The organism is Chryseobacterium sp. Y16C (assembly GCF_022488405.1).
Taxonomy (GTDB): Bacteria; Bacteroidota; Bacteroidia; order Flavobacteriales; family Weeksellaceae; genus Chryseobacterium; species Chryseobacterium geocarposphaerae.
The window spans coordinates 3,313,756-3,339,350 of the sequence record NZ_CP092711.1; the positions used below are offsets into that span (position 1 = coordinate 3,313,756).

Below are 25,595 nucleotides of genomic sequence, written 5' to 3' on the forward strand. Positions count from 1 at the left end.
TTAATGCTCATTTGTTGAGTGAAACGACTTTGCGAACTTAAAAATATACATCAAGTATTAAAAAGCAAATCTTTGCGAGCTTTGCGTTTAAAAAATAAAAAAAAACAAATGAAAAAACTAACCATATTAACCGGCGCAGGAATCAGTGCCGAAAGCGGAATAAAAACTTTCAGAGACGGGGATGGTCTTTGGGAAAATCATAGTATAACGGATGTAGCAAGTCCGGAAGGATGGCGAAAAGACCGAGCTCTGGTGTTGGAATTTTACAACCAGAGACGTCGCCAGCTTCATGAAGTGGAACCAAACGATGCGCACAAATTAATTGCTGATTTGGAGAAACATTTCGATGTTCAGATTATCACACAAAATATTGATGATCTGCACGAAAGAGCAGGTTCTACAAATATTCTGCATTTGCACGGAGAATTATTCAAATCATGTTCCTGCAACAATAAAAATCTGATTTACGAACAAAAAAACGATATCAACATTGGCGATAAAGCGGAAGACGGAGCGCAATTGCGACCTTTCATCGTTTGGTTCGGTGAAGATGTTCCTTTGATGAGAGAAGCGACGAAAAAAGCAAAAGAAGCGGATATTTTTCTGGTGATCGGAACTTCTTTGCAGGTTTATCCGGCTGCAGGATTACTGCATGATATCAAGGATGATTGTCTGTTGATTGTCATCAATCCCAACGAAACCGGTTTCGGATACGGACAAAGAGCCGTTGTGATGAAAGAAACGGCAACTCAGGGAATGAAATTGCTGTTTGATAAATTGGTAAATCTTGCGTAATGGAAAATATTGTAAAAGCAGGAATCTTCGGAGTTTGTATCGGTGATGCTTTAGGCGTTCCGGTGGAATTCCGAACCAGAGATGAATTAAAACGTTCTCCAGTCACAAAAATGAGAGCTTTAGGAACTCATCGTCAACCGATTGGAACATGGAGTGATGACAGTTCTCTGATGTTATGTCTTGCAGAAAGTCTTTGTAATGGATATAATCTGGAAGATATGGCGCTAAAGTTTTTACAATGGTGCAATGAGGAAATTTGGACACCCCACGGAAGAGTGTTCGATATCGGAATTGCTACTTCACAAGCGATTCGCAGAATAAGCAAAGGGACTTCTCCGACTTTATGTGGCGGAACTAGTGAATTTGATAATGGTAATGGTTCTTTAATGAGAATTTTACCGTTGTTATTTTACATTAAAGATTTGCCGATTGAACAACGCTTTGACAAAGTAAAAGAGGTTTCAAGCATTACTCATGGACATATTCGTTCTATTTTGGCTTGTTTTATTTATTTGGAATTTGCTTTGGAAATTTTGAATAAAAAAGAGAAGTGGGAAGCTTATAAAGCAATGCAGAAAACTGTTAGGGAATTTTTAGATCATAATCCGATCTGTTCACAAAATGAAATGGATAAATTCCATCGAGTTTTAGAATTAAAAGTGGGCGAATATGATTTGGCTCCTTTACATGCTTTGAAAGAAGAAGAAATAAGTTCTTCAGGTTACGTTCTTCACAGTTTAGAAGCCTCACTATGGTGTTTTCTGAATTCTGAAAGTTATGCTGAGGCTGTTTTAAAAGCAGTCAATTTAGGAGAAGATACCGACACAACCGGAGCCATCACAGGTGGAATTGCCGGGATTTATTATGGTTTTGAAAATATTCCTCAAGAATGGATTTCTGTGCTTGCTAGAAAAGAAGATATTGAAAACTTATGTATTAAATTAGAAACTCAATTAATGAAATAAACTAAAACACAAATCATGAATGAACAACAAAAGAAAAGAATAAGTAAATTTCTAAGCCTAGTTCTGAGGCATCAACCCGAAACCATTAGTTTAAAATTAGATGAAAACGGTTGGGCGAATGTTCATGAATTAAAAGAAAAATGCTCAAGACATAGAGTGGTCTTTACTTTAGAAGAATTGGATGAAGTGGTGGAAACAAATGATAAAAAACGTTTTATTTTTAATGAAGATAAAACCAAAATCAGGGCAAATCAAGGGCATTCGATTGATATTGATCTGGCGTTAAAACCACAGCAACCGCCGGAGTTTCTGTACCACGGAACGGCTCAAACAAATATCGATTCCATTTTAGAAAAAGGAATTGAAAAAAGAAACCGACAACATGTTCATTTAAGCCAGGACAAAGAAACTGCTACTAAAGTCGGAATGCGACATGGAAAACCGGTTATTTTAACCATCAGAACAGGGAAGATGTTTGAAGACGGAATTCTGTTTTACCTTTCTGAAAATAAGGTTTGGCTGACGGATTTTGTGGATGCTAAGTATATTTCCAATAATAAAGAGTAATCAAAAAGAATTAATACGATTATAAAAAAATTATTTTCATATTGAATATTTCATATATTAGTGTATTAATATAGGGGTATCCGAAAAACTTATAGAGTAGGAAAATCAAACAAAATCATTATGAAAAAATTAAACAAAATTTCAAGAGAAAATTTAAAATCCATTAAAGGAGGAATTACACCAGAATGTGCATCTTGGTGGGCTTCAGGTAAACCATATTATAGTAGTGAGGCAACTTGCCTTCAAGCTTCTACCACAGATCCTGATCTTGAGCCATTTTGCGTTAATCAATGTGGACGTTGGTATGCTTTTTAATTGAAAATGAATTAAAATACACCCCTATAAGTATCAACTTTTAGGGGTGTTTTTTTGGAAAATCAAATTTGAATTTTAGTCAAGTTAAACGAGATTTTCATCAGGGCTTCAAGTATATTTGACATAGTAAAATTAATTTCAAGCCTGTCATTCGTCGATAAAATAATCGCACGCAGACAGAGATTCTTCACTCCCCTTCGTTCCGTTCTGAATGACAAACTCTATGTTGAAAAATAGATATCAGTTTCCAAACTTTGAGTAATTTTAAAGCCCGAAATATTACTTTCATGAAACTGAAATACCTTTTATTTTCTTTTGCTTCTTCTTTATTCGTTGCCCAGGCTCAATTTCAGACTCCTTTTGAAAAAGGAAACGGAAATCAGACCGTTACGTATGACGAGATGAACGCCTATTATCAGAATTTGGCTCAAAAATTTAGTACAATTCAATATGTAAAAAAGGGTGAAGACGACAATGGGAAACCGATTTATGTGGTTGTTTATAATCCTTTTCCTGAAAAAAACTTAGAGCAGCTGAGAAAAGATAAAGCCATTCTTTTCGTTAATAACGGGATTCATCCCGGTGAACCGGACGGAATTGATGCTACCATGATGCTGATGAGAGACCTGGCTACCAAAAAGATTAAAACACCACAAAATTTCATCGTTGCCGCTATTTCTGCTTACAACGTGAGCGGAATGCTGAATCGCGGTTCATTTTCCAGAGCCAATCAGAATGGCCCGGAACAATATGGCTTTAGAGGAAATGCCCGGAATTATGATTTAAATCGAGATTTTATTAAAGCTGATACCAAAAATGCGAGAAGTTTTCAGGAGATCTATCAATGGCTGAAACCGGATGTTTTTATTGACAATCATGTAAGCAACGGAGCAGATTATCAGTATACATTCACTTATATTTCTACTTTTAAGGAACGATTGGGCAATGTATTGGGAGACTATTTTTACAACCATTATCAGGCGAAAAACCTTGAAGACTTAAAAAAGTTGGGCTACGAAAGCACACCTTACGTTAATATTCACGGCGATGTTCCGGAGGTGGGCTTTGCTTCGTTCGAGGACTCTCCGAGGTATTCTACAGGATACACCACATTGTTCAATTCTTTAGGAACCGTTCCGGAAACGCACATGCTGAAACCTTATGACAAAAGAGTGGGTGCGACTTATAAATATTTGCTTGTAAATCTTCAGAATTTAGATAAAGATTATAAAAAAATCAAGCAGCTCCGGGCTGAAAATCTACAACAATATCAAGCCGGAAAACAATATGGAATTCGCTGGAAAATTGATTCTACAAAATATTCTACCATGGATTTTAAGGGGTTTGAAGGAAAATATAAGCCAAGTGAAATTTCCGGAAAGCCAAGATTGTATTATGATCGAAATAAACCGTTTACAAAGAAAATAAAGCTGTTCACAACGGCAGTTCCGACAGGTTATATTACAATCCCTAAATATTATGTAATTCCTCAGTCGCAATATCGTGTACTTGAAGAATTGAAAAGAAATCAGATTCAAATGAAATCGATTAAAAAAGATAGTTTAATTTCTGTAGAATCGTATAAAATCAATGATTTTGAAACCGTTAAAAATCCTTATGAAGGACACTATTTGCACTTTGAAACTACAGTTGATAAGTCAACTAAAAATCTGAATTTTTCAGAAGGAGATTATATTGTTCCGACGGATCAGGAAGGAGTAAAATATATTATTGAAACGTTAGAACCGGAAGCATTGGATTCTTTCTTCAACTGGAATTTCTTTGACTGGATTTTAGCTCAGAAAGAATACTATTCTGCTTATATTTTTGAAGATACAGCGGCAGAATTATTAAAAAATGATAATGATTTAAAACAAAAATTTGAGGCCAAAAAAGTATCAGACAAAGCTTTTGCGGATGACGGAACGGCTCAGCTGGATTGGATTTATAGAAACTCCCCTTATTTTGAAGAAAAAACGTTCAGACAATACCCGATTTATAGAATCTTATAAATTTTTAAATTTGATTTAATTTATTGATAATCAGTGTGTAAATTCCGTGTATTTCACATTCATAAATGTTGGTTATACTGATGTTATTTAATTTTCATCTTCCGAAATTTGCTTTATAAAAACCAATAAAAACTACAATTATGGCAACTAAAAAGCAATTTTTCGTTTCATTGGAAGGTGTGGATCTTTCAGACGAACAGTTAAAAAACATTGACAGAGGTATTCAAAATGTTGTTCTTTCGGAACTTTCAAAAGTGGATAACACACAGGCTTTCGGAGCGTACAGAGACTTCAAAGGGTTGATGAAGCCACTCAGAGTAAAAGACTGGTTTCCATGGGGAATCATTATCTTCAAACACGGCATTGATATTCAGGCACAGATTAAAGATATCCAGCATCAGATAAAAAGTTATGGAGGCTGATTTTAATTCTTCAAAAAAGATGTGTCCCAGCTATGTTGGAAAAGTCGGGGCACAGCTTTTTGGAGTCGTCAACAAAGACGGAAGGGTACAATTTATTACCCCTCTTACTGTCACAGAAGAGTTTATTCAACAGAATGATCATCTTGAGCAAAGATTCCGTTTTACAGGAAAATGTGTCGAAAAGGGTTGTGCACAATGGGATAATGAGGAATCAAAATGTTCTCTGTCTAAGAAAGTTCAGGAGTTAGATATGACCAAAAGTACTGAATTAATCTTTTGTCCTATTCGTTCGCAATGTCGCTGGTTTTCTCAGGATGGAAATGAAGCCTGCTTTTCTTGTAATGAGGTTACGAGGAATATGGAAGAACTGTTATTAAATTTAGAAAAATAAAAAGACGCTTCAAATAGAAACGTCTTTTATTTTATTTTGGTAAGCCTCTTTTTAAAGCAATTTCTGCTCGTTTAATAGCTAACTTTTCTTTCCAGTCCATATATTTCTTCTTGAAATTCTTCTTCATAATATCGTCAAATTTACGCTGAACCGTAAGATTCCACAAAGAATGCGCTTTTACAGCCCATGATTTGTCCCAGGCTCTTAAAGAAATAGAGAAACTTCCATCCAGGTATTTCATCCAGTGCCACCAACCGGTTGGCATAAATAAAGTATCTCCGTGCTCCAAGAAACATTCTATACCTTCTACGCCATCTAATGCCGGGAAATTTTTGAAATCAGGATTTTCAATATCATAATCTTCCAAGGCATAGGTTGCATAAGGAATCTGATATAACCTTTCTCTCCATTTATAATCAAAAAGAAGAATATGCTTTCTTCCGTTGAAGTGGGTATGGAAAATGTGAGCCATATCAATATCATAGTGAAGGAAGGTAACAGAACCTTTTCCTCCGAAGAACATAGATGGATATTTATCAAGGAAACCTCCCATTAAATCTTTTGGAGAAATATAATCCTGAAGCAGTTTTTTGGCGTGCTTGATGGGATCGAAAAAGAATATTCTTAGATCAGTAGGCTCTCTCTGGATAAGATCTATATAGTCTGCAAATTTCATTTTGGCAGTCGGAGCATTGATGGGAGCTGCTGGATCGGCCTTTGAACTATCATATAGAGGAACTTCCACATCTCCTACAACCTCTTTCATATATTCCATTGTCCATTTTTGGTAAGCAGGCCATTTCTTTGCCATATTTTTTATGACAACAGGCTTTCTCGGCTTTAGATATTTTTCAATGAACTCTTCTTGTGTAATGTCATCTACGATATCTATAGGCTTTAAATTAATTCCCATTTTATAAATTTTATGTTACAAAATTATTAAATAAAAATTTACGATGTATGCTTTAATTTTTTTTTAATCTATGATTCAAATCATTATTTTAAATATCTAGTCTAAATAAAAATTATAAGTTTTAATTCACATAGAGAAAATATTATCAATAAATATCGCAGATTTCCAAATTATAACTATTTTTGTAGTGATAATTAAATTTAACTTTTAGATTTAAATTGCATCCTTATAAAAGTGTAACAAAAATCTATAACCATTAACTAATTACACAAATAATAATTATGAGAAAAAATATTTCTTTATTTCTGATGTTGCTTTTTTCAGTTTTGTCTTTTGCACAGAAGACAGTTTCAGGAAAAATTACTGATGAAGATGGAGTGGCAATTCCAAGTGCAAGTGTAACTGTGGAAGAGCCTGGAAAAGATGCAATCCTGGCATATGGAATTACCAACTCGAAAGGAGAATATAAAGTAACTTTCACAACAGGGGAATCTAATGTCGATCTGAAAGTAAAAGCTTTCAACCAAAGGCCCATCACAAAGCAAATCAGCAATAGTGATCAGAATCTGAATTTTAAAATGGAGTCTGAAGCCACTGAAATAAAAGAAGTAAAGCTAAAAACCAAAATGGTGACAGCTAGAGGAGATACCATTTCTTATGATCTTAAAGCTTTTGACAGTAAAAACGATCGAAGTCTGGCAGACGTTTTGAAAAAAATGCCTGGTATTGAAGTTAATGCAGACGGAACGATTCTTTATCAGGGAAATGCCATCAATAAATTTTATGTAGAAGGAAAAGACCTGATGGAAGGAGGTTACGGAACCATAAGTAACTCTCTACCAAAAGATGCTGTTGCCAAAGTAGAAGTGCTTGAAAACCATCAACCCGTAAAAATCCTACAGAATAAAGTACCTTCAGATCAGGCCGCAATTAATATTAAACTAAAAAAGTCTGTTACCATGACCGGCCGTGGAGAAGTAGGGACCGGTTTTGGAGATCCCTGGTTGTGGAACGTGAAACTAACTCCAATGTTCTTTAGTAAGAAGAGTCAATGGGTAGCGAACTACAAAACCAATAATATGGGAGAACAGGTGGAAAATGAAGGAAATATTTTGGCTTTCGGAAACAGGTTTGAAGGAAGAAGAATTAATGCTTCTCAAAATGATTGGTTGAATGTAGAAAATGCAAGCACGCCCAATCTTCCGGTAAAAAGGTACTTAATGAATAATGTTCATTATTTATCAGCAAATTATTTGACCAATATCGATAAGAAAAAAGAATGGGAACTTAAAGCAAACGCAAATTATACAAATAATTCTGTAGAAAGAGAATCCAATGTTGTACAGAATTTCTTTAATGGAGATTCCAATACAATTAATATTCATAATAATTTTTATACGGATAAAGCAAAGGGAGAATTAATTTTCACGAAAAATGCTAAAAAAGGATTTTTTAAAAATACAACAAGTTTCTCTCAGTATTGGAATGCAGATCGTGCAGACGTAAATAGAATAGATAACAAAACCCTGAAAGAAAGGGATGCAGCGGAAGCATTAGAATCTCCTACTACTTCTTTCCAAAACTCATTGAGTACTATTATTCCTTGGAAGGAAAAAATGGTGAATGTATTGTCTTTTTTAAGTTATCAGACCGATAAGCAGACTTTGGATGTTTCACCTTCTTCTTACCTTGATATTCCTGGATTTACTGCAACAATATCTTCAGACTTTGTCCGTCAGAATTTAAGACTAAAAACTTTTGAAGCCAACCATTCTGCAAACATCGGGTTCTCTACAAAAGGATGGACATTTACTCCGGAAATTGGATTTAATTTTAAATCAACAGATTTAGTTTCAGACTTATTTAATATTAAATCGAATGCTGCAACCCAACCTCCAGCTTCCCAATATAGCAATGACCTTAGTTATACAACTGCAACTCCTTACGGAAGTTTAGGTGTAAATTATAAGAATGATTCTTGGATGTTGTATGCTAACTTCCCGGTAAACTCTAATAATATTAAAGCAGAAGACCCTTTAAGACTGGTTTCAAGAGAATTAAACAAGGTTACTTTTGAACCAAGTGTTTTTGCACAATATTCCTTTGCTTCTTTCTGGAAAGCTTCCGTAAATGCAAATATCAATAATAACTTTGGAGAAATCAATACGGCTTATTCAGGATTCTTAATGACTTCACCATCCGGAATTAATGTTATGGATCCTAAAAACCCGATTCCACAAAATAACAACAAATCGGCAGGAACGAGATTGGAATATAGAAATCCACTGAATAACTTATTCTTTAATATCAATTACAGATATTCTGATGCAAAAAGAAATTTAATTTCTAATCCGACAATCGTAAATGGATATACAGCAATGAGTTATATAGTGCAAGATAATAATGTACTGACCAACTCATATAGTGCAGAAGCAGGAAAATATTTTCCGAAATTTAAAACAAATGCTTCTTTAAGCTATAGTAATAGTACATCAAAATCTGACTCTTATCTTGATAATAAATCTTTTACAAATAATAATAATAGTCAGTCATTAGGTGTGAAATTCAACAACACGTATTTCAGCTGGATGAGTCTTGACTATAACGCAAGCTTTACAAGAACGAATCAGACCAGTGTAGGTGAAGTTAATACAGATGCTAAAACTACAGGGTTCAAACATAATCTGGGAGTATTCTTTTATCCGATCGAAAATCACACTATTGGATTCAACTGGGATCAGGTCAATTCAACGGCAACAGCAACGGATCAAAAATACCATAATGGTTTCTACGATCTTTCCTATCAGTTTACTTGGTCTAAAAAGAATATAGATTTTGAATTGAAATGGATGAATATCGCGAATAAAAAAGTATTCGAAAACTATGAAATTAATTCTCAGAATACTTCTTTTACAAGAATCCAACTCCGTCCAAGCCAGGTTATGTTCACCGTAAAATTCAACTTCAAATAAAACAAAAAACCAATCTCACTGAGATTGGTTTTTTGTTGAGATATATTTAAAAGCTATTGAAAGCCCTGATAATCGGCAGAAGGACCATAACTTCCCGGCAAAGGAATATCATTCATCCGGTAATATACACCAAGCTGAGCTCTGTGATGGGTAATCTGATTCAGTCCGTGACGTATAGATCCGTATTTGGTCCATTTTGCAAGTTCCTGGCCATTATGTTTTAGAGCCCACATTTCATTTAGCTTATCTTCATTAGTATTTTCAAGGGCGTTCATTCCCTGTTGGTAATTTTCATCCAAGGCTTTTAGCAAATCTTCTTTTGTGGTAAATTTTTTTGGCTGATAATCCATATTGGCAAAATCCAGTTCTGAGGTTTTAAGGATCGTATTCGGCCATTCAAATATTTCTGCAATATGAGTGGCAAGAGGCATCATTTTCATGCTTTTTTCATGAGGAGCAAAATCATTTTGGTTTTCAGGATAGACTTCAAAAAATTTTTTGGTGGTCTGATACTCATTCTGAATTTCATTTTTGAGTTGTGATAAAGTGTCCATATTGTTTTGTTTTTTAGTGAGTTAAAGTTAAAATTTTTACCAGTGAAACTGTTTTAACAAAATCATAAATTTTATTCTTAAAAAATAATAAATAAAAAAATTGTAACAAAAGTTAGTAAACACTAACTAATTAAATAAACATTAGAAAAAATGAAAAAGCTATTTTCAATAATCTTTATTGCTCTTTTTGCTTTTGTAAGTGCTCAGAATAATGATTCGAAAGAGACGGCCAACCGCTTTTTTTACGAACTGACTTTTAAGCCGAAAAAGGATTCTACCAAACTCGAAAAAGTAATCATGGCTCTTGATATTGTTAAAAACAGATCTATCTATAGAGACTTTACAGCAATTGCACAAGATTCTATTATTAAGATCCAGCTTGAACAAATGCAAAAGGCGGGAGTTTTTAAAGATTTATCCAAGACTTTCAAGATGCCAAAGTTTTCAGAGAAGATTGTGAAAAACTATCCGGATATGAAGATGCAGTATATCGAAAGAATTGCAAACGGATTTTCTCCAATGAATATCGGATATAATGAAACTGCAAGGTTCGACTGGAAAATTTCTAACGAAAAAGCAAAAATCGGAGCCTATAACGCTCAGAAAGCAACCACAGAATTCGGTGGAAAAAAATGGACGGCTTGGTTCAGTTCAGAGCTGCCTTTCCAGGATGGACCGTATAAATTCTCAGGTCTTCCAGGCTTAATTGTAAAGATTGAAGATGAAGGAAAGAATTATTCCTGGGTACTTCAGGGAAACAAGAAAGTCCCGAACTGGGAAGAACTTACCTATATGGAAAAGATTTCAAATGTTGGTCTAAAAGTAACCGAAATGCCGAGAGAGAAATTTGAAAAAACATTCAATGAGTTCAAAAAAGATCCATTTGCTACGGCAAGACCAATGATGACACAGGAAATTATGTCTAAAACAATTCCGGGAATGGATGGAACCATCGGAGATATGATGAAAAAGCAGGAGAAAATGTATAAAGACTTTTTTAATGCGAACGATAACCCAATAGAGCCTCCTTACGAAAAAGTGCAGGTAGGAAAAGTAGAAAAGGTAGGAAAAGAAAACTAAACAAGTTTCATATCAACTAAATTATATTGTGAGTCAACCCAAATACAATTTGTATTTGGGTTGATTTTTTTCATGAGGACAGGTTATTTAGATTAAATTTAAATAACGTATATTTGCATCACAAAAAATTGGTTTTGAAACAGACGGATCTACATAAAATGAGCGGATTTCCCAAAAACAAAAAGGGAAAGATTATTGGATATGATAATGACCATCTGAAAATGCCCAATAAAATTATCGAAATGGGACTTCTTCCGGAAACTTTATTCAGGATTTTGTATCAGGCTCCTTTCAATGGTCCGATGTATGTGGAATTTGGGGATGAAAAAAGCCGGATTGCTCTTCGTGAAGAAGAAGGGGACTATATCATTGTTGAAGAATTGAATTAATGCAGGATACTCAGAAAAAACAGATACTTTTAGTCGGAAATCCGAATGTTGGGAAGTCAACGGTTTTCAATGCTCTTTGTAATAAAAAGCAGAAGACCGGAAATTATGCAGGGGTTACTGTTGCGAGCCATTCGGGAAATTATACCTATAAAAATGAGGAAGTTGAGGTAATCGACTTGCCCGGTTCATACAGTGTATATCCAAGTTCCGAAGATGAGGCTATTTTTTCTAAATTCCTGATTGATGAGCAGGAAAATTATGCAGGAGTTGTTTATATTCTTGAAGCATTAAGCCTGAAAAGAGGACTTCTTTTATTTCAGCAGATTCAGGATCTGGGAATTCCCATGATTTTGGTGGTCAATCAGATCGATCAGGCAGAAAGAAGAGGAATTTCTATTGATATTTCAAAATTTTCAGAAGCTTTGGGCATTAAAATCATTCAGACTAATGCTAAAGAAAACATCGGAATTGATGATATTAAAGAGGCGGTTTTAAATAACCAGTTTGTAAAAACACAAACAACTTCATTCGAAATACCTGCAGAGCATAAAGATTTTATTCAAAAACTAGCGTCTCACAAAGGTTTTGATAATGAATATAAAGCTTGGATGAGTCTTTCCTTAGGAACCAATCTGAAAAAGATTGAATCGGTAATGGAGCTGATCGACGAACCTGACTCCAAAAGTCTGGTTCCGAAAAGACTGCAGGTTCAGGAGACGGTAAGAAGATATCAGAGTGTTGATAAGATTTTGTCTGATGTAATTTCTAAAAAACCTCAGTTCAAAGAACTTTTAACAGAAAGATTGGACAAAATCCTGGTACATAAATTCTGGGGATATGTGGTTTTCCTGGTTATCTTATTAATCATCTTTCAAAGCGTTTTCTTTTTAGCGGAATATCCAATGAACTGGATTGATAGCTTTTTCTCTTGGCTGACTGCTTTTACATCGGAGCATTTACCGGATGGACCTATCAATTCATTAATTTCAAACGGAATCATTCCGGGAATCGGAGGAATTGTTGTTTTTGCACCACAGATCGGAATTCTATTATATTTCCTTTATTTGCTGGAAGATTCAGGATATATGGCGAGAGTTGTGTTCCTGATGGACAGGATCTTACGCCCTTTCGGATTAAACGGAAAAAGTATTGTTCCCCTGGTTTCAGGAACGGCATGTGCAATTCCGGCAGTGATCTCAACCCGGAATATTGAAAACGTAAAAGAAAGATTGCTTACGATTCTGGTAACACCTTTTATGACGTGTTCTGCGAGACTTCCAGTATACAGTATCATTATCGGGCTGATTATTTCAGACGGAACATTTTTGGGAATAAAATACAAAGCTTTGGTGCTGATGGGGATGTATTTGCTGGGCTTCTTAGTAGCTTTGTTTTCTGCATCAATTCTTAAAAGATTTATTAAAAATAAAGGAAAAACTTATCTGGTAATGGATTTGCCAACTTATAAAAAGCCACTTTTTGGATATGATTTCAAGATGGTTTTAGGTAAAGTTTGGGATTTTATTACAGGAGCAGGAAAAATTATTTTCATTGTAAGTATCATCATCTGGTTCTTAAGTTACTTCGGACCAAAACAACAACCGGATCAGTTCGTTGCTACAAACGTTCACCTTGATCATTCTTACCTGGCAAAAATGGGAAAAGGAATAGAACCGGTAATTGCTCCTCTTGGATATGACTGGAAAATGGGAGTAGGAATTTTAACCAGTTTCGTGGCAAGAGAAGTTTTTGTAGGAACAATGTCTACTCTATACAGCCTTGAAGATGATGCTCCGGAAGTGAAAGTAATCGATAAAATGAGACGCGATGTAAAACCTAATGGCGAAAAAGTTTTCAGTTTCGCAACAGGGGTTTCGGTACTCTTATTTTATGCATTTGCAATGCAGTGTGTTTCTACACTTGCAGTAGTCTACAGAGAAACCAAAAGCTGGAAATGGACCGGTTTACAGGTGGCTATGATGACAGGTTTGGCATACTTTGTGTCGATGATAGTATATCAGATTTTGAAATAATGGATTCTTCATTAATTGTACAATACGTAATTATTTTACTCATCGTTGCATTTGCTTGTTACTCTTTATTCAGGGTACTTAGGAAAAACTTTGCACCGAAAAAATTCAGCTCCAAAAGAATAAACTGCGATAAGGACTGCGGATGTTCATAACTTTCTGATGGGGTGTAATAAATAATATCTAATTTTGCTTAGCTTTTAAAAAACAATAAATTAGAATTAAAATATAAAAACACCCAGAATGTCATTAATAAAAAGTATTTCAGGAATCCGCGGAACCATAGGAGGAAAAGTAAATGATAACCTGACTCCGCTTGATGTGGTAAAATTCGCTTCGGCTTTCGGAACCTGGCTTCAGAATAATAAAAATAAAAAAGATTTAACCTTAATCATCGGAAGAGATGCCAGAATTTCTGGTCAAATGGTTTCTTCTTTGGTGACGGCAACATTGCAGGGGCTTGGAATCAATGTAGTTGATTTAGGACTTTCCACTACTCCGACTGTTGAAATAATGGTTCCGGAGCTGAAAGCAGATGGAGGGATTATTTTAACCGCTTCGCACAATCCAAAACAATGGAATGCTCTGAAATTATTAAATGATAAAGGAGAATTCATCAGTGGAGAAAATGGGGCAGAAGTCCTGGCTTTGGCTGAAAGTGAAGATTTCAATTATGCAGAAGTAGATGATCTGGGAAAATATGAAACAAGAGACGATGCTTTTGATATTCATATTCAGCAGATCCTTAATTTACCGATGGTAGATGTTGAAGCCATTAAGTCTAAAAAATTCAAAGTTGTTTTGGATGCAGTGAATTCTACGGGAGGAATTGCTATTCCGATGCTGTTGGATAAATTAGGCTGTGAAACCGTGAAATTATACTGTGAACCGACAGGACATTTCCCACACAATCCTGAACCGTTAAAAGAACATTTGGGAGATATCTGCGAACTGGTAAAAAAAGAAGGTGCAGATGTAGGAATCGTGGTAGATCCGGATGTAGACAGATTAGCTTTGATTGATGAAAAAGGTGAAATGTTTGGCGAAGAATACACATTGGTTGCCGTTGCTGATTATCTATTGAAACATAAAAATGGTGTGGCAATTTCCAATCTTTCTTCAAGCCGTGCTTTAAGAGATGTTGCACATACCCACAACTCAGAATATTTTGCAAGTGCAGTAGGAGAAGTGAATGTAGTGACTTTAATGAAGGAGAAAAATGCAGTGATAGGCGGGGAAGGCAACGGAGGAATTATCTATCCTGATTTACATTACGGAAGAGATTCTTTAGTAGGTGTTGCACTATTTTTAACTCATTTGGCAAAGGAAAATAAAACGGTTTCTGAGCTAAGAGCAGGATATCCTAGCTACTTTATGGGTAAAAAGAAAATAGAACTCACGCCGGAAATTAATGTGGATGATATTTTAACTAAAATGGAAAAAGAATATCAAAATGAAGAGGTTTCTACCGTAGACGGAGTGAAAATAGATTTTGAAAATAATTGGGTACATCTTAGAAAATCTAATACAGAACCGATTATCAGAATTTATACAGAGGCTAAATCTCAGGAAGAAGCCGACAAGTTAGGTGATGAAATGATAGCTAAAATCAATAGTTTGATTTAATAAAAATTAACAGTTATTTCATCATTTTAAAAAAAATTATTATTAAATTTATAGTACTAAGATTCTCAGAACCGAGTATTTGTATATCTCATATCTCAAGTCTTAAATCTTAAACTGTTTTATATTGGAAGAATATTTTGGAAATGAACTTGTAAAAAAGTTCGAGGAAATGATGGAAAACAATGACGAATTCTACTTTGATACAGAAGAGTTAGAAGATATCATTGTTTACTACTTGGAGCTGGGAGACTTTAATTATGCAGATACGGCAGTTAATTACGGTCTGAAGCTTCATCCCAATTCTTTAGATATCAAGATCAAAAAGCTTGAAATTTTACTGGAATGGGAAGAGTATACGGCGGCAAAGGAGCTTATTGATGAGTTGAAGGGTTCTTCTATGGAAAACACCGACTTTTTGGTTTGCTATGCAAAGTATTACTCAAATTTAGGAAACCCTAGAAGATCTATCGAAATATGTAAAAAAGCATTGGAACTGAAAGAAGAAGAAAATTTCCTTCATAATTTCATTGCGGATGAATATGTGAATCTGGGAGACCCTTTTAATGCCCTTAAACATTATAAAAAGGCCCTTAAAGAAGACCCTACAGATGAGTATTCATTAGAAAACTGTATGGTTTGCTTTGCCGATTTAAATAAAAGTGAAGAAGCAATTGCTTTCCTTAATGAATATTTGGATGAATTTGCTTATTCAGAAGTGGCGTGGTTCGAATACGGACAGTTTTACTTCAACAGAAAGAATTATGAAGAAGCTATAAAAGGATACGACTATTTATTGGCGATCAACTCAAGTTCTGTGGGAGTATATGCCAATAAAGCTGCTTGTTATGAAGCTTTAGGACAATACAAAAAAGCAATCGAAGTATATGAAGAAATGCTGGAGTTGGAATACACAAAAGCATTTACATTCTATAAAATCGGACTTTGCTACAAAGCATTGAAGCAGCCGATAATGGCCTTGAATTCCTTTCAGAAATCATTGAGAGAAGACCCTCAGTTCTATCTTGCGATGATGGAGCAATCCTATCTTTACGAAGAAATGGGCGGAATGACGGAAGCATTACATTTTGCCAAAGAGGCAACACATCTGAATGAAAATAATCTTGATTATCAGAAAAGATTAGCATTTTTATTTATTGATTCCGGAAAGTTTGAAGAAAGTCTTTCATGTCTGAAGAAATTAGTAGATTCGGAACCTTCGAGATTTTATAACTGGTATGCGTATTCAGAAGTATTGATGCTTTTGGGAGAATATGAGGAAGCTATAATGGTTTTAAATAAAGCATTGAAATCACATCGCAGAGCCGAATTGTATTATCAGTTGAGTAATTGCTATTTCAACCTGAAAGATCAGGAAAAAGGAAGCGAATCACTTCAGAATGCTTTGGAATTGGATCCGTCTTTGGTTACAGATATGCAGAAAAAATATCCGTATATTAAAGATGAGGTTAAAAAAGGCAGGGCTAAAGTAAAGAAGAAAAATCCTGAAAGTTAAATGATTATCTGTCATTCTGAACGAAATGTAATGAAGTGAAGAATCTATATCTCAATGACCTATTAAAATAAAAATCCTGCAGGAATGCAGGATTTATTTTTTTATAACGTTGGGTTTTGCTCTTAAAAAGATCAATCCAGCAATAATGATTCCTGCGCCTATAAATTGCATGATGCTTAATTTTTCACCATCCAAAAAGCCCCAAATGATGGCTACAATCGGCATTAGTAAGGTAACTGTGGAGGCAAACAAAGGAGAAGATACTTTTAGCAGACGATAATTCATCATCATAGCCAGTCCGGTTCCGAAAACGGATAATAAACTTACAAACATCAATCCGGTTAAATTCTTTTCATCAAGACTGAATGTTGAAAAGAATCCTGTAAACGTTAGGGCAATAACTGATGGAAAAAATAACACAAAAGAGAATACAAAAGCAGATAAAACAGTAGAAGAAACCTCCATAAGCTTTGATTTTACTGTTGTGGTGCTCATTGCATAACATAAGGTTGCCAATAATAAAAGCAAAATTGGAATCAATTTAAATTTCCCGCCTTCTCCGTCCCCGCCAAAGGCCAGTAAGCACACCCCCGTAAAGCTGATAAGAGTACCGAAAATTTGTTGTTTTGTAGTTTCAAATTTCCAAACCAGGGCTCCAACAATGATCACGAAAATAGGCATCATGGAATTAATGATACCCGCAATGCTGCTGCTTACCTCAGTTTCTGCAATCGGAAATAAAAACATTGGGATAAAATTTCCTGTAAATGCAGCTAAAATCAGCCATTTTAAATGTTTTTTCGGAAATAGTTTATATTTTGAAATCGCAATAGGCATCAAGATAATTCCGGCTATCAAAACTCTTAAAGCTCCTACCTGATACGGGCTGAAATGTTCTAAAGATTTTTTGATTAAAATGAAAGATGATCCCCAAATAATACTTAATATGATGAGAAGGACCCATTTTTCTTTATCTGCGTTCATTGTTTTGGTGTAATATTTTTAAAAACTCTTTTTTAGGAATCATTTTTGCTCCCAGGCTTTCAAGATGTTCGGTATGGGACTGACAGTCAATTAATTCTAAATTCTTGTTCGATTCGATAAAATGAATAAACCCGGCTTTGGAAGCATTGCTCACCTTGGCAAACATACTTTCGCCACAGAACACATTTCCAATCTGAAGGCCATAGAATCCGCCGACTAATTCCCCGTTCTGCCACACTTCAATACTTTTTGCCAATCCATATTCATGCAACTGAATAAAAGTTTCCATCAGTTCATCCGAAAGCCATGTTCCCGTTTGTCCTCTTCTGTTGATTTCCTGACAGTTTTTGATAACCTCTCTGAAATTTTGATTCTCTGAAAATGTAAAAATACCTCTGTTCAATATTTTTCTCATCGATTTAGAAACCTTCAGCTCTTCGGGAAACAAAACAAATCTTGGATCAGGACACCACCAGAGGATTTCTTCGCCGGGATTATACCATGGAAAAATTCCCAGCTGATAAGCAAACCAGATTCTTTCTATGGACAGGTCTCCGCCAAAAGCAATAATACCTTCATGTCCGTCGTACATTTCAGGGTCGGGAAATGCAATCTCATTTTCGTCTAGTCGAATCATATTCAGGAAAAAAAATCCCACTTAAAAAGCAGGATTGATATTTTCAGTAGTATCTTTAATTAAAAAGGTAAATCATCATCGTCGTCTCCGGCAAAAGGATTTTCATTTGAAACCGGAGCAGCAGAATGAGAAGGTGCAGCCTGTGTAGGCTCAGAAGCGTTATCAAAAACTTTTTCTACTCTCCATCCTGTAATAGAGTTGAAATATTTAGTTTCTCCCTGAGGCGAAACCCATTCTCTTCCTCTGATGTTGATTCCTACCTTTACATTTTCTCCTTCTTTAAGATTATCCAATAAACTGATCTTATCAGACAGAAATTCTATGTTTATAGGCTGTGGATACTGTTCCTGAGTCAAAATAACCATTTCTCTCTTTTGAAACCCGCTCGCAAACGTCTGAGCATCAAAAAGTTTCTTTATCGTTCCTTGTAATTCCATATCATAATAATTAACGATGTAAAAGTAAGAAAATGAATCGTAATAAAGGCTACGAGAAAAAAAAAATGCAAAATTTTAATTTTTTTGTCTGAAAAGTTTGGAGGTAAAGGAAAATATCCTATCTTTGCACCACTGAAAACGGAAAAAACGGAAACAAGTTCTTTAAAAATAAGTTTTCAAATTAAACAACGCGGATGTGGTGTAATTGGTAGCCACGCCAGACTTAGGATCTGGTGCCGAGAGGCGTGGGGGTTCGAGTCCCTTCATCCGCACAGTTTTGCGAAAATAGCTCAGCTGGTAGAGCACAACCTTGCCAAGGTTGGGGTCGCGGGTTCGAATCCCGTTTTTCGCTCCACACCATGCCCTGGTGGTGGAACTGGTAGACACGCAGGACTTAAAATCCTGTGCCTCTTTTGGCGTGCGGGTTCAAGTCCCGCCTGGGGTACAAGACCCTCTGTAATTTGATTACGGAGGGTTTTTTGTTTTCAAACCTTCTTAAAATAAATTTTATTGTCTTCATCGAGATTTCTCTCTTTTGCTGCTCTATTTTTGACACTTATTCTATACAAAGAAATCTGTACCCATAAAAATACAAACTTCTGTATCTGTGTCCGGATATGGATAGTCTATACATTTGCTTAAGTAAATCAGATGAATTATGGTAACGGCTCTTCAACAGCAGGATCGGCTTCACTATGCTGAAGTCTATGCATCGGATATTTTAGAACTGAAGAATTTTTTTCTTCAGCAATTCGGATTGGATATGATTAATGAAAACTTTGGGATTCCTTTTCTTTTAAGTAAAAAGGAGAATAGAATTGTAGCATTCGCCAGTCTTATCATTAATAAGGATCATCAGATTGGTTTTGAGATTTACGGGAATTCTGAGGTCGGGGAAATTGAAAAGGAAGATTTTAAGGCAAAGGTCATTCATTATTGTAAAGAAAACCGTTCTGAAAACTTCACAGATCTGGATGAGCTGAAATATAATATCCGAAGAATGGTTAACTGGCTAAATAATTAAAGAGCTTTTAAAATCGTAAATTTACGTAAAGAGTTTTGTATGGCTAAAGATGTTCTATACCTTAAGATCGCGAAATCTGTTACAGAGCAGATCAAAAGTGAAACTTTGCAATTCGGCGACAGGCTTCCTTCACTGAGGAGTGCTCAAAAACTGTATAATGTAAGCCTCAATACGGTAAAACAGGCTTATATGGAACTTGAAAGCCGTTCTCTGGTAGAATCCCGTCCGAAATATGGCTATTTTGTGAGTCAGACTTCACAACGGAAACTGGCACTTCCTTCGGTTGCAAAAATAAAGGTTTCAGAATCTCAGAAAGCGCCGGAAGATCTTATTGATAAGGTTTTCGGGACGATTGCCGGAACAGATGTTACCCAGTTTGCCCTGGGAATTCCCGGAAAAAGTTTCCTTCCGCTAGCCAAGCTGAAAAAATCGATGGTAAATGTCATTAAACGTAAAAATGACAGCGGAACAGATTATGAGCCGGTTCAGGGAAGTGAACATCTTCGTCGTGAAATTGCGAAATGGGCTTTGGTTTTGGAAGGAAAAATTACGGAAGATGATCTTGTCATTACTTCAGGGGCGATGAACGCAGTGTATAACTGTCTTATGGCAGTGACTAAACCCGGAGATTGGGTGGCTGTGGAAAGTCCTGTTTATTTTGGGATTTTACAGGCGATCCAACTGTTGGGATTAAAGGTTGTGGAAATTCCGACGCATCCCGTTCTGGGAGTGGATCTGGAAGCGTTAGAAAAGATGCTTCCGAAATTATCCGCATGCTGTTTTGTGACGAATTTTAATAACCCTTTAGGTTTTCAAATGCCGGATGAAAATAAAAAAGAACTGGTAAGGTTGATTACTGAATATAATGTTCCTTTGATTGAAGATGATATCTATGGGAACGTTTATTTTGGAGCAGAAAGACCAAAACCATGCAAATATTATGATGAAGCAGGGTTGGTTATGTGGATTGGCTCAGTAACTAAAGTTTTAGCTCCGGGTTACCGGATTGGCTGGGTTGCTCCGGGAAAATTCAAAGATAAAATTATTCGTCAGAAGCTGGTTCAGACAGTTTGCAGTCCTTCGTTGTACTCGGATGTGATTGCGGATTTTTTGGAACACGGCCGTTATGACCACCATCTGAGAACATTCAGAAAAAAATTATATTCCAATTATCTTCAGATCCAAAAATCGGTTGCGGCCTATTTTCCCGATAACACAAAGGTTTCAGATCCAAAAGGAGGGTTTATGCTCTGGCTTGAACTGGATAAAAGAATTTGTACGGAAGATCTGTATGATGAAGCTTTTAGCCAGAAGATCAATTTTGCTCCAGGAAGAATGTTTTCGCAGTACAATCAGTATCAGAATTGTTTGCGCCTGAATTATGCCATGGAATGGACAGACCGTGTAGAAAGTGACCTGGAAAAACTGGGAAAAATGATAAAAAACAGATTTTAAATTAAATATAGAACAATGGACGATAATAATAATCAAGTGAAAATTGTTGAATATGATCCGAAGTACCAACAGGATTTCAGAGATTTAAATGAAGAATGGATCAGTAAGTTTTTTAAAATGGAAGCGAGTGATTACAAAATGCTCGATAACCCCGAAGATTACATTATCAATAAAGGAGGGCATATTGTTTTTGCTCTTTTAAATGAAGAGGTTGTAGGAACCTGCGCACTGATAAAGACTTCTGATGAGCCATTGGCTTTTGAGCTGGCAAAAATGGCTGTAAGTCCGAAAGCCCAGGGGAAAAAGATTGGCTATTTAATTGGTAAAAAACTGATTGGTAAAGCTAAAGAATTGAAAGCAAAAGAAATTTTTCTTGAGACCAATTCTTCGCTGGTTCCCGCCATTAAACTTTACGAAAAATTAGGCTTTCAGCATATTACTGTTACCGATTCTCCTTATGAGCGTTGTGATACAAAAATGCTGCTGAAACTCGATTTTTAGATATTTCAATTTTGTTAAAGAGAGAGCATGCTGATTTTTCAGTATGCTTTTTGTTATAAATTTCTCGTCAATTTTCTATTTCTTCCAAAGCCAAAATAAATTTTCTATTTTTGTCTAATTCCTTATTTCAAATGAAAAAAATTATCCTTATCGAAGACGAAACAAGTGTGGTTTCCTTTATAAAAAAAGGACTTCAGGAAAATGGTTATGAAGTTTCTGTGGCTTTTGACGGACGTACCGGTGTACAGCTGGTTCAGGCAAGCGATTTCGATTTGGTGATTCTGGATATTATGTTACCGGAAATGAACGGGCTTGATGTCTGTAAGGAAATCCGAAAAACCAATAAGCATGTCCCTATTTTATTTTTGACGGCGTTGGGAACATCGGAAAATATCGTACTTGGTTTAGAAAGTGGGGGAGATGATTATTTGGTTAAACCATTTAAATTCATTGAGTTAGTAGCACGTGTGAAGTCTTTGCTAAGGCGAAGCAATAATGGAAGCGTGCCCGAGATTACTGAATCTGAACCTGATAACGAACACATTTTTCAGTTTTCAGATTTGATCCTGAATGATTATACAAAGAAAGTTACCCGTGGCGGTGAAGAGATTTCGCTCACTTCAACAGAGTACAAATTATTGCTATATTTTTTAAATAACCCTGAAAAAGTAATTTCCAGAACCGAAGTTTTGGAAGCGGTTTGGGGAGTGAATTACGAACTGGGAACCAATGTTGTTGATGTTTACGTGAATTATTTAAGAAAAAAACTGGATAATCAAGAAGATAATAAACTGATTCATACGGTTATAGGAATGGGATACGTATTGAAAAAATCTTAATGAATGTTTAATAAAGTTGTCACAAATCAGACCAAAACGATGGTGCTTCTGATGTTGGTATTTACCGCCATCATCTTGCTGTTCAGTGGATTGGTGTATTTTTCTATTGTCAATTTTTCGCATCAGAGATTTTATGAATTATTAAAAATCAGGACGACTACGATTGTTCAGATTGAAAAAAGTAAAGACGATCTCGACCTTCCTGAGAATTATATTTTAAACAGTTTAAATGATGAAGAGCTTCCGATGGAACGTGATTATGTTTTTGCAATTCCTACGGACTCTAACTATAAGAAAATCTCGCAGGAAATTCATATTCCCGATTACTTTTTCAAGAATATTGCAAGAAACGGGGAAGCAAATTATAATGATAAAGAGTTCTACTACATCGGTCAGACTTTCAGGCACGATGACAAAAACTATATTGCAATAGCTTCTGCCAGAAATCATTATGTGGTTTATTATCTGGGCTTTTTGAAAAGAACATTAATCACCTGTATCGTGCTTTCTTTGTTCTTTAGTATGATCTTTTCTTTTTATTTATCTAAAACACTTTTCAAACCTATTTTAAAAATTACGGGGAAAGTAAAGGAAATAAGCTCGGAAAATCTTCATCTGCGTCTTGAGTCTCAACCAGATAATAAAGAATTGAATGAACTGGTGGAAACCTTTAATGATATGCTGAACCGTATCGAAACTTCGTTTGAAACTCAAAATCATCTGATCGGAAATGTTTCCCATGAGCTGAGAACACCTCTTACATCCATTATGGGTGAAGCAGATGTTGCGCTTTCGATCTCCAGAACTAATGATGAATACAAAGAAACATTAGGAATTATACTTGATGAAGCCGAAAAATTAGATAAAAAAATCAAAGCATTGTTGATGATTGCCCAAACCGGTTTTGACGGAAAGATTCAGAAGATGGATAAGGTAAGGATTGATCAGCTGCTTTGGGATGTCATTGAAACCCTGCGAAGAATCGATTCGAGAAACAATATCTATTTAGATATCAGTATGTTACCGGATAATCCTAAGAAATTAAAGGTTCAGGGTAATGAACAATTACTGCATCTTGCCGTTACAAATATTATTCAGAATGGCTGTAAATATTCTAATTTTCAGCAGGTTAAAGTTTCGCTGGGGGCAACGGATGCGGATGTCTATATTATTGTAAAAGACAATGGAATCGGGATTCCTGAAGAGGAAATGAATAAAATTTATGATCCCTTTTTCCGGGCTTCCAATACCAAAAACTACGAAGGATACGGGATTGGCCTTCCTTTGGCAAGAAATATCGTGAGAATGCATCATGGCGAATTGATCGTAAGTTCTCATGAAAATCAGGGAACAACAGTGCAACTACGTTTTCCTAATTTCTACAGTACACTGAAGGAAGAGAAGTTGGATTAATGAGAAACTTCATATCTTGTCTAATAATCCCTGTTTAGCTGGAGTTCTGTTTAGTCAATTACTTCATATTAAGACCTCTTAACAATTTTCTAATCTCATTTTAATCTCTCTAATTACATTTTAATTCCATTCCAAAGAGCTTCTAATTTGGTCGTTCTAGTTTTGTATCATCAAAAAAGATAATACGAACCTAAATCTTAAAAATATGACCAAATCGATTTTAATAGCCACAGATTATTCTCTAGAATCTTTAAATATATTAAAAGAGGTTCTGAAAGAAAAAAATGCTTCTGAAGATCAAAATCAATATACTGTTTTTTTGGTTTCAGGCTATGATATGGGAGATTCTATCCGCGATCTTCTCTTTAATACCAAAAGCACGATTTTTAATAAAATTAAACCACAGGAATTTAATGATGCTTATGAGATTATTAAAAATAAATATCCGCACCTGATTGAGAAAATTGTTTGTGATGTTTTCACAGGAAGTTTTCAAAGAACTTTCGATCAGTATGTCAAGGCGGAACATATTGAGGAAGCTTACTATAGCTCATCCATAAAGAGCAAAGGAAAAGGGAAATTTGATCTTATTCCTTATATCAAAAAATGTAAAAATCTTAAGTCTCGGGAAATGGCAATTGAAATCCATGAAAGACTTCCGGAAAGAGGAAGGCTGGCTGAGATTTTTGCCTAATTCTAATTTTCTAAAAAGATAATAAAATGTTAAGAAATTATAGTAACAGCAGAACGTTGGGAGATAACATAAAACTGGGAACGCTGACTGCCTTTACAGCAGGAACTATAAATATTGCTTCTCTATTGATATTTCTCTCATTTACTTCAAATGTAACGGGGCACTATGCTATTTTAGCAGCAGAAATAAGTAAAGGAAACTGGACGCAGGTAGCGGTAGTTGGAGGATGGATTTTCCTGTTTTTCTTCGGAAGTTTTCTTTCTAATTTTATTGTGATCAACTTTAATAAAAAGAGTAAATATTTTGCTCATGCCATGCCCATTGTCTTAGAGATTGCATGTTTGCTATTTGTTGGGGTTTATGGTCAGTTTTTCTACCAGAAAACTTTGGAAGAAACGGAGGCTTTGGTTGCTTTAATGCTATTTGCGACAGGACTTCAGAACGGATTAACGGCAAGTATTTCGAACTTTTCGGTGAAAACAACCCACCTTACCGGAACCACTACCGACCTTGGAATTCTGTTTTCCATGTTTACCCAAAAAAAATACAGAAAGAATCCCGAGCTTACGGCAAGAGCTAAATTGTTGATGAGCATTATGCTGGCTTATGTTTTTGGGGCTGTGTTTTCCGGACTTACGTATTACTATCTTGAATTTAGAGTGTTTTATGTGATAAGCTTCTGTCTTCTTATTGTAATTGGTTATGATGCCTATAAAATTCATGTAAGACATTTTAATACAAAATACAGATATTCAAAGATCTATAAGAGACCGAATCTGTTGGCGTATTTATACGATAAGATCCATGGGATTCCTAAGAGAAAAGAAAAAAGAAAGTTCGTTTTTGAAGACTGATATTAGAAAAATAAAAATACTTCAGTATTAATTTTGTGTAAACTAGCTGTGAATCAATCCTCTAATTGTATAATGCAATTAGGGGATTGTACTTTTAAGAAAACATGATTGTATTGCCAATTTGACTGAGGTATCAGCCTGGCTAGGTTGTTGATATGTTAATAATTAAATTTTAATTCGCGGATAGAAAGTTTTTATTCCCGTTTTCATTAC

Annotated in this window: 25 protein-coding genes and 3 tRNA genes; 23 read left to right on the plus strand and 5 right to left on the minus strand. The window is 35.3% G+C overall.

Features of this window, described 5'->3' with window-relative positions; translation table 11 throughout:
- Positions 1 to 108 precede the first annotated feature (108 nt).
- The 7 genes from MKS83_RS14885 to MKS83_RS14915 all read left to right on the plus strand — a co-directional run bounded on the left by MKS83_RS14885 (position 109) and on the right by MKS83_RS14915 (position 5,467).
- Entirely contained in the window at positions 109 to 795 is a 687-nt protein-coding gene (locus MKS83_RS14885) for an SIR2 family NAD-dependent protein deacylase (protein WP_240580307.1), read from the plus strand.
- A complete protein-coding gene (locus tag MKS83_RS14890) occupies positions 795 to 1,760 on the plus strand; it encodes an ADP-ribosylglycohydrolase family protein (protein ID WP_240580308.1) in 966 nt (321 codons plus the stop codon). The genes MKS83_RS14885 and MKS83_RS14890 overlap by 1 nt, the downstream gene beginning before the upstream one ends.
- Positions 1,761 to 1,775: 15 nt before the next feature.
- Positions 1,776 to 2,327 carry an RNA 2'-phosphotransferase gene (locus tag MKS83_RS14895; RefSeq protein WP_240580309.1) on the plus strand — a complete coding sequence of 184 codons (552 nt, stop codon included), beginning with the start codon at positions 1,776 to 1,778 and terminating at the stop codon, positions 2,325 to 2,327.
- 120 nt (positions 2,328 to 2,447) lie between these two features.
- Positions 2,448 to 2,642 carry a hypothetical protein gene (locus tag MKS83_RS14900; protein ID WP_240580310.1) on the plus strand — a complete coding sequence of 65 codons (195 nt, stop codon included), beginning with the start codon at positions 2,448 to 2,450 and terminating at the stop codon, positions 2,640 to 2,642.
- A gap of 287 nt (positions 2,643 to 2,929) precedes the next feature.
- Positions 2,930 to 4,654: a hypothetical protein gene (locus tag MKS83_RS14905; protein ID WP_240580311.1), complete on the plus strand. Its 1,725-nt coding sequence runs from the start codon at positions 2,930 to 2,932 to the stop codon at positions 4,652 to 4,654.
- A 140-nt stretch (positions 4,655 to 4,794) separates the two neighbouring features.
- Complete coding sequence (locus tag MKS83_RS14910; protein WP_100377571.1) at positions 4,795 to 5,076, plus strand: hypothetical protein; 282 nt, start codon at positions 4,795 to 4,797, stop codon at positions 5,074 to 5,076.
- Positions 5,066 to 5,467, plus strand: a complete 402-nt coding sequence (locus tag MKS83_RS14915; protein WP_240580312.1) for a hypothetical protein — start codon at positions 5,066 to 5,068, stop codon at positions 5,465 to 5,467. Before MKS83_RS14910 ends, MKS83_RS14915 begins: the two co-directional genes overlap by 11 nt.
- A gap of 31 nt (positions 5,468 to 5,498) precedes the next feature.
- On the opposite strand, the gene MKS83_RS14920 is transcribed toward MKS83_RS14915, so the two are convergent.
- The gene (locus tag MKS83_RS14920; RefSeq protein WP_100377573.1) at positions 5,499 to 6,380 is read right to left on the minus strand and encodes a cupin-like domain-containing protein; all 882 of its coding nucleotides are present in this window, start codon (positions 6,378 to 6,380) and stop codon (positions 5,499 to 5,501) included.
- A 281-nt stretch (positions 6,381 to 6,661) separates the two neighbouring features.
- Between MKS83_RS14920 and MKS83_RS14925 the strand changes: the two genes are divergently transcribed.
- On the plus strand, positions 6,662 to 9,352 hold the full coding sequence (locus MKS83_RS14925; protein WP_240580313.1) for a TonB-dependent receptor: 2,691 nt from the start codon (positions 6,662 to 6,664) through the stop codon (positions 9,350 to 9,352).
- A 53-nt stretch (positions 9,353 to 9,405) separates the two neighbouring features.
- On the opposite strand, the gene MKS83_RS14930 is transcribed toward MKS83_RS14925, so the two are convergent.
- Positions 9,406 to 9,906: a DinB family protein gene (locus MKS83_RS14930; RefSeq protein ID WP_240580314.1), complete on the minus strand. Its 501-nt coding sequence runs from the start codon at positions 9,904 to 9,906 to the stop codon at positions 9,406 to 9,408.
- A 150-nt stretch (positions 9,907 to 10,056) separates the two neighbouring features.
- On the opposite strand from MKS83_RS14930, the gene MKS83_RS14935 reads away from it, so the two are divergent.
- The 5 genes from MKS83_RS14935 (at position 10,057) to MKS83_RS14955 (ending at position 16,544) form a co-directional block, all read left to right on the plus strand.
- Positions 10,057 to 10,986, plus strand: coding sequence for a GLPGLI family protein (locus tag MKS83_RS14935; protein ID WP_240580315.1), 930 nt, complete (start codon positions 10,057 to 10,059; stop codon positions 10,984 to 10,986).
- 134 nt (positions 10,987 to 11,120) lie between these two features.
- Positions 11,121 to 11,375, plus strand: a complete 255-nt coding sequence (locus MKS83_RS14940) for a ferrous iron transport protein A (protein WP_394336978.1) — start codon at positions 11,121 to 11,123, stop codon at positions 11,373 to 11,375.
- A complete protein-coding gene (gene feoB / locus MKS83_RS14945) occupies positions 11,375 to 13,408 on the plus strand; it encodes a ferrous iron transport protein B (protein WP_240580316.1) in 2,034 nt (677 codons plus the stop codon). Before MKS83_RS14940 ends, feoB begins: the two co-directional genes overlap by 1 nt.
- 240 nt (positions 13,409 to 13,648) lie before the next feature.
- The gene (gene glmM / locus MKS83_RS14950; protein WP_100377579.1) at positions 13,649 to 15,031 is read left to right on the plus strand and encodes a phosphoglucosamine mutase; all 1,383 of its coding nucleotides are present in this window, start codon (positions 13,649 to 13,651) and stop codon (positions 15,029 to 15,031) included.
- A 124-nt stretch (positions 15,032 to 15,155) separates the two neighbouring features.
- Positions 15,156 to 16,544, plus strand: a complete 1,389-nt coding sequence (locus tag MKS83_RS14955; protein ID WP_240580317.1) for a tetratricopeptide repeat protein — start codon at positions 15,156 to 15,158, stop codon at positions 16,542 to 16,544.
- 93 nt (positions 16,545 to 16,637) lie between these two features.
- Here the strand turns inward: MKS83_RS14955 and MKS83_RS14960 are convergent, their stop codons facing one another.
- From MKS83_RS14960 to MKS83_RS14970, 3 genes are read right to left on the minus strand one after another with little or no spacing between them, the layout of a single operon-like run.
- Positions 16,638 to 17,528, minus strand: coding sequence for a DMT family transporter (locus tag MKS83_RS14960; protein ID WP_240580318.1), 891 nt, complete (start codon positions 17,526 to 17,528; stop codon positions 16,638 to 16,640).
- Positions 17,515 to 18,165: a leucyl/phenylalanyl-tRNA--protein transferase gene (gene aat, locus MKS83_RS14965; RefSeq protein WP_240580319.1), complete on the minus strand. Its 651-nt coding sequence runs from the start codon at positions 18,163 to 18,165 to the stop codon at positions 17,515 to 17,517. Before aat ends, MKS83_RS14960 begins: the two co-directional genes overlap by 14 nt.
- 59 nt (positions 18,166 to 18,224) lie before the next feature.
- Complete coding sequence (locus tag MKS83_RS14970) at positions 18,225 to 18,602, minus strand: DUF3127 domain-containing protein (RefSeq protein ID WP_240580320.1); 378 nt, start codon at positions 18,600 to 18,602, stop codon at positions 18,225 to 18,227.
- 190 nt (positions 18,603 to 18,792) lie between these two features.
- Here MKS83_RS14970 and MKS83_RS14975 point away from each other — a divergent pair.
- From MKS83_RS14975 to MKS83_RS15020, 10 genes are all read left to right on the plus strand, one after another.
- A tRNA-Leu gene (locus tag MKS83_RS14975) sits at positions 18,793 to 18,874 on the plus strand.
- Positions 18,875 to 18,881: 7 nt separating this feature from the next.
- Positions 18,882 to 18,957: transfer RNA gene (locus MKS83_RS14980), tRNA-Gly, on the plus strand.
- A 6-nt stretch (positions 18,958 to 18,963) separates the two neighbouring features.
- A tRNA-Leu gene (locus MKS83_RS14985) sits at positions 18,964 to 19,047 on the plus strand.
- Positions 19,048 to 19,260: 213 nt separating this feature from the next.
- Positions 19,261 to 19,626, plus strand: coding sequence for a hypothetical protein (locus tag MKS83_RS14990; protein WP_240580321.1), 366 nt, complete (start codon positions 19,261 to 19,263; stop codon positions 19,624 to 19,626).
- A gap of 39 nt (positions 19,627 to 19,665) precedes the next feature.
- On the plus strand, positions 19,666 to 21,081 hold the full coding sequence (locus MKS83_RS14995; RefSeq protein ID WP_240580322.1) for a PLP-dependent aminotransferase family protein: 1,416 nt from the start codon (positions 19,666 to 19,668) through the stop codon (positions 21,079 to 21,081).
- Between the two features lie 15 nt (positions 21,082 to 21,096).
- Entirely contained in the window at positions 21,097 to 21,582 is a 486-nt protein-coding gene (locus tag MKS83_RS15000; protein ID WP_100377588.1) for a GNAT family N-acetyltransferase, read from the plus strand.
- Between the two features lie 131 nt (positions 21,583 to 21,713).
- Positions 21,714 to 22,421: a response regulator transcription factor gene (locus MKS83_RS15005; RefSeq protein ID WP_240580323.1), complete on the plus strand. Its 708-nt coding sequence runs from the start codon at positions 21,714 to 21,716 to the stop codon at positions 22,419 to 22,421.
- A 3-nt stretch (positions 22,422 to 22,424) separates the two neighbouring features.
- A complete protein-coding gene (locus MKS83_RS15010; RefSeq protein WP_240580324.1) occupies positions 22,425 to 23,834 on the plus strand; it encodes a sensor histidine kinase in 1,410 nt (469 codons plus the stop codon).
- 205 nt (positions 23,835 to 24,039) lie between these two features.
- Entirely contained in the window at positions 24,040 to 24,528 is a 489-nt protein-coding gene (locus MKS83_RS15015) for a hypothetical protein (protein WP_240580325.1), read from the plus strand.
- Between the two features lie 26 nt (positions 24,529 to 24,554).
- A complete protein-coding gene (locus tag MKS83_RS15020) occupies positions 24,555 to 25,382 on the plus strand; it encodes a YoaK family protein (RefSeq protein ID WP_240580326.1) in 828 nt (275 codons plus the stop codon).
- Positions 25,383 to 25,595: the final 213 nt, after the last annotated feature.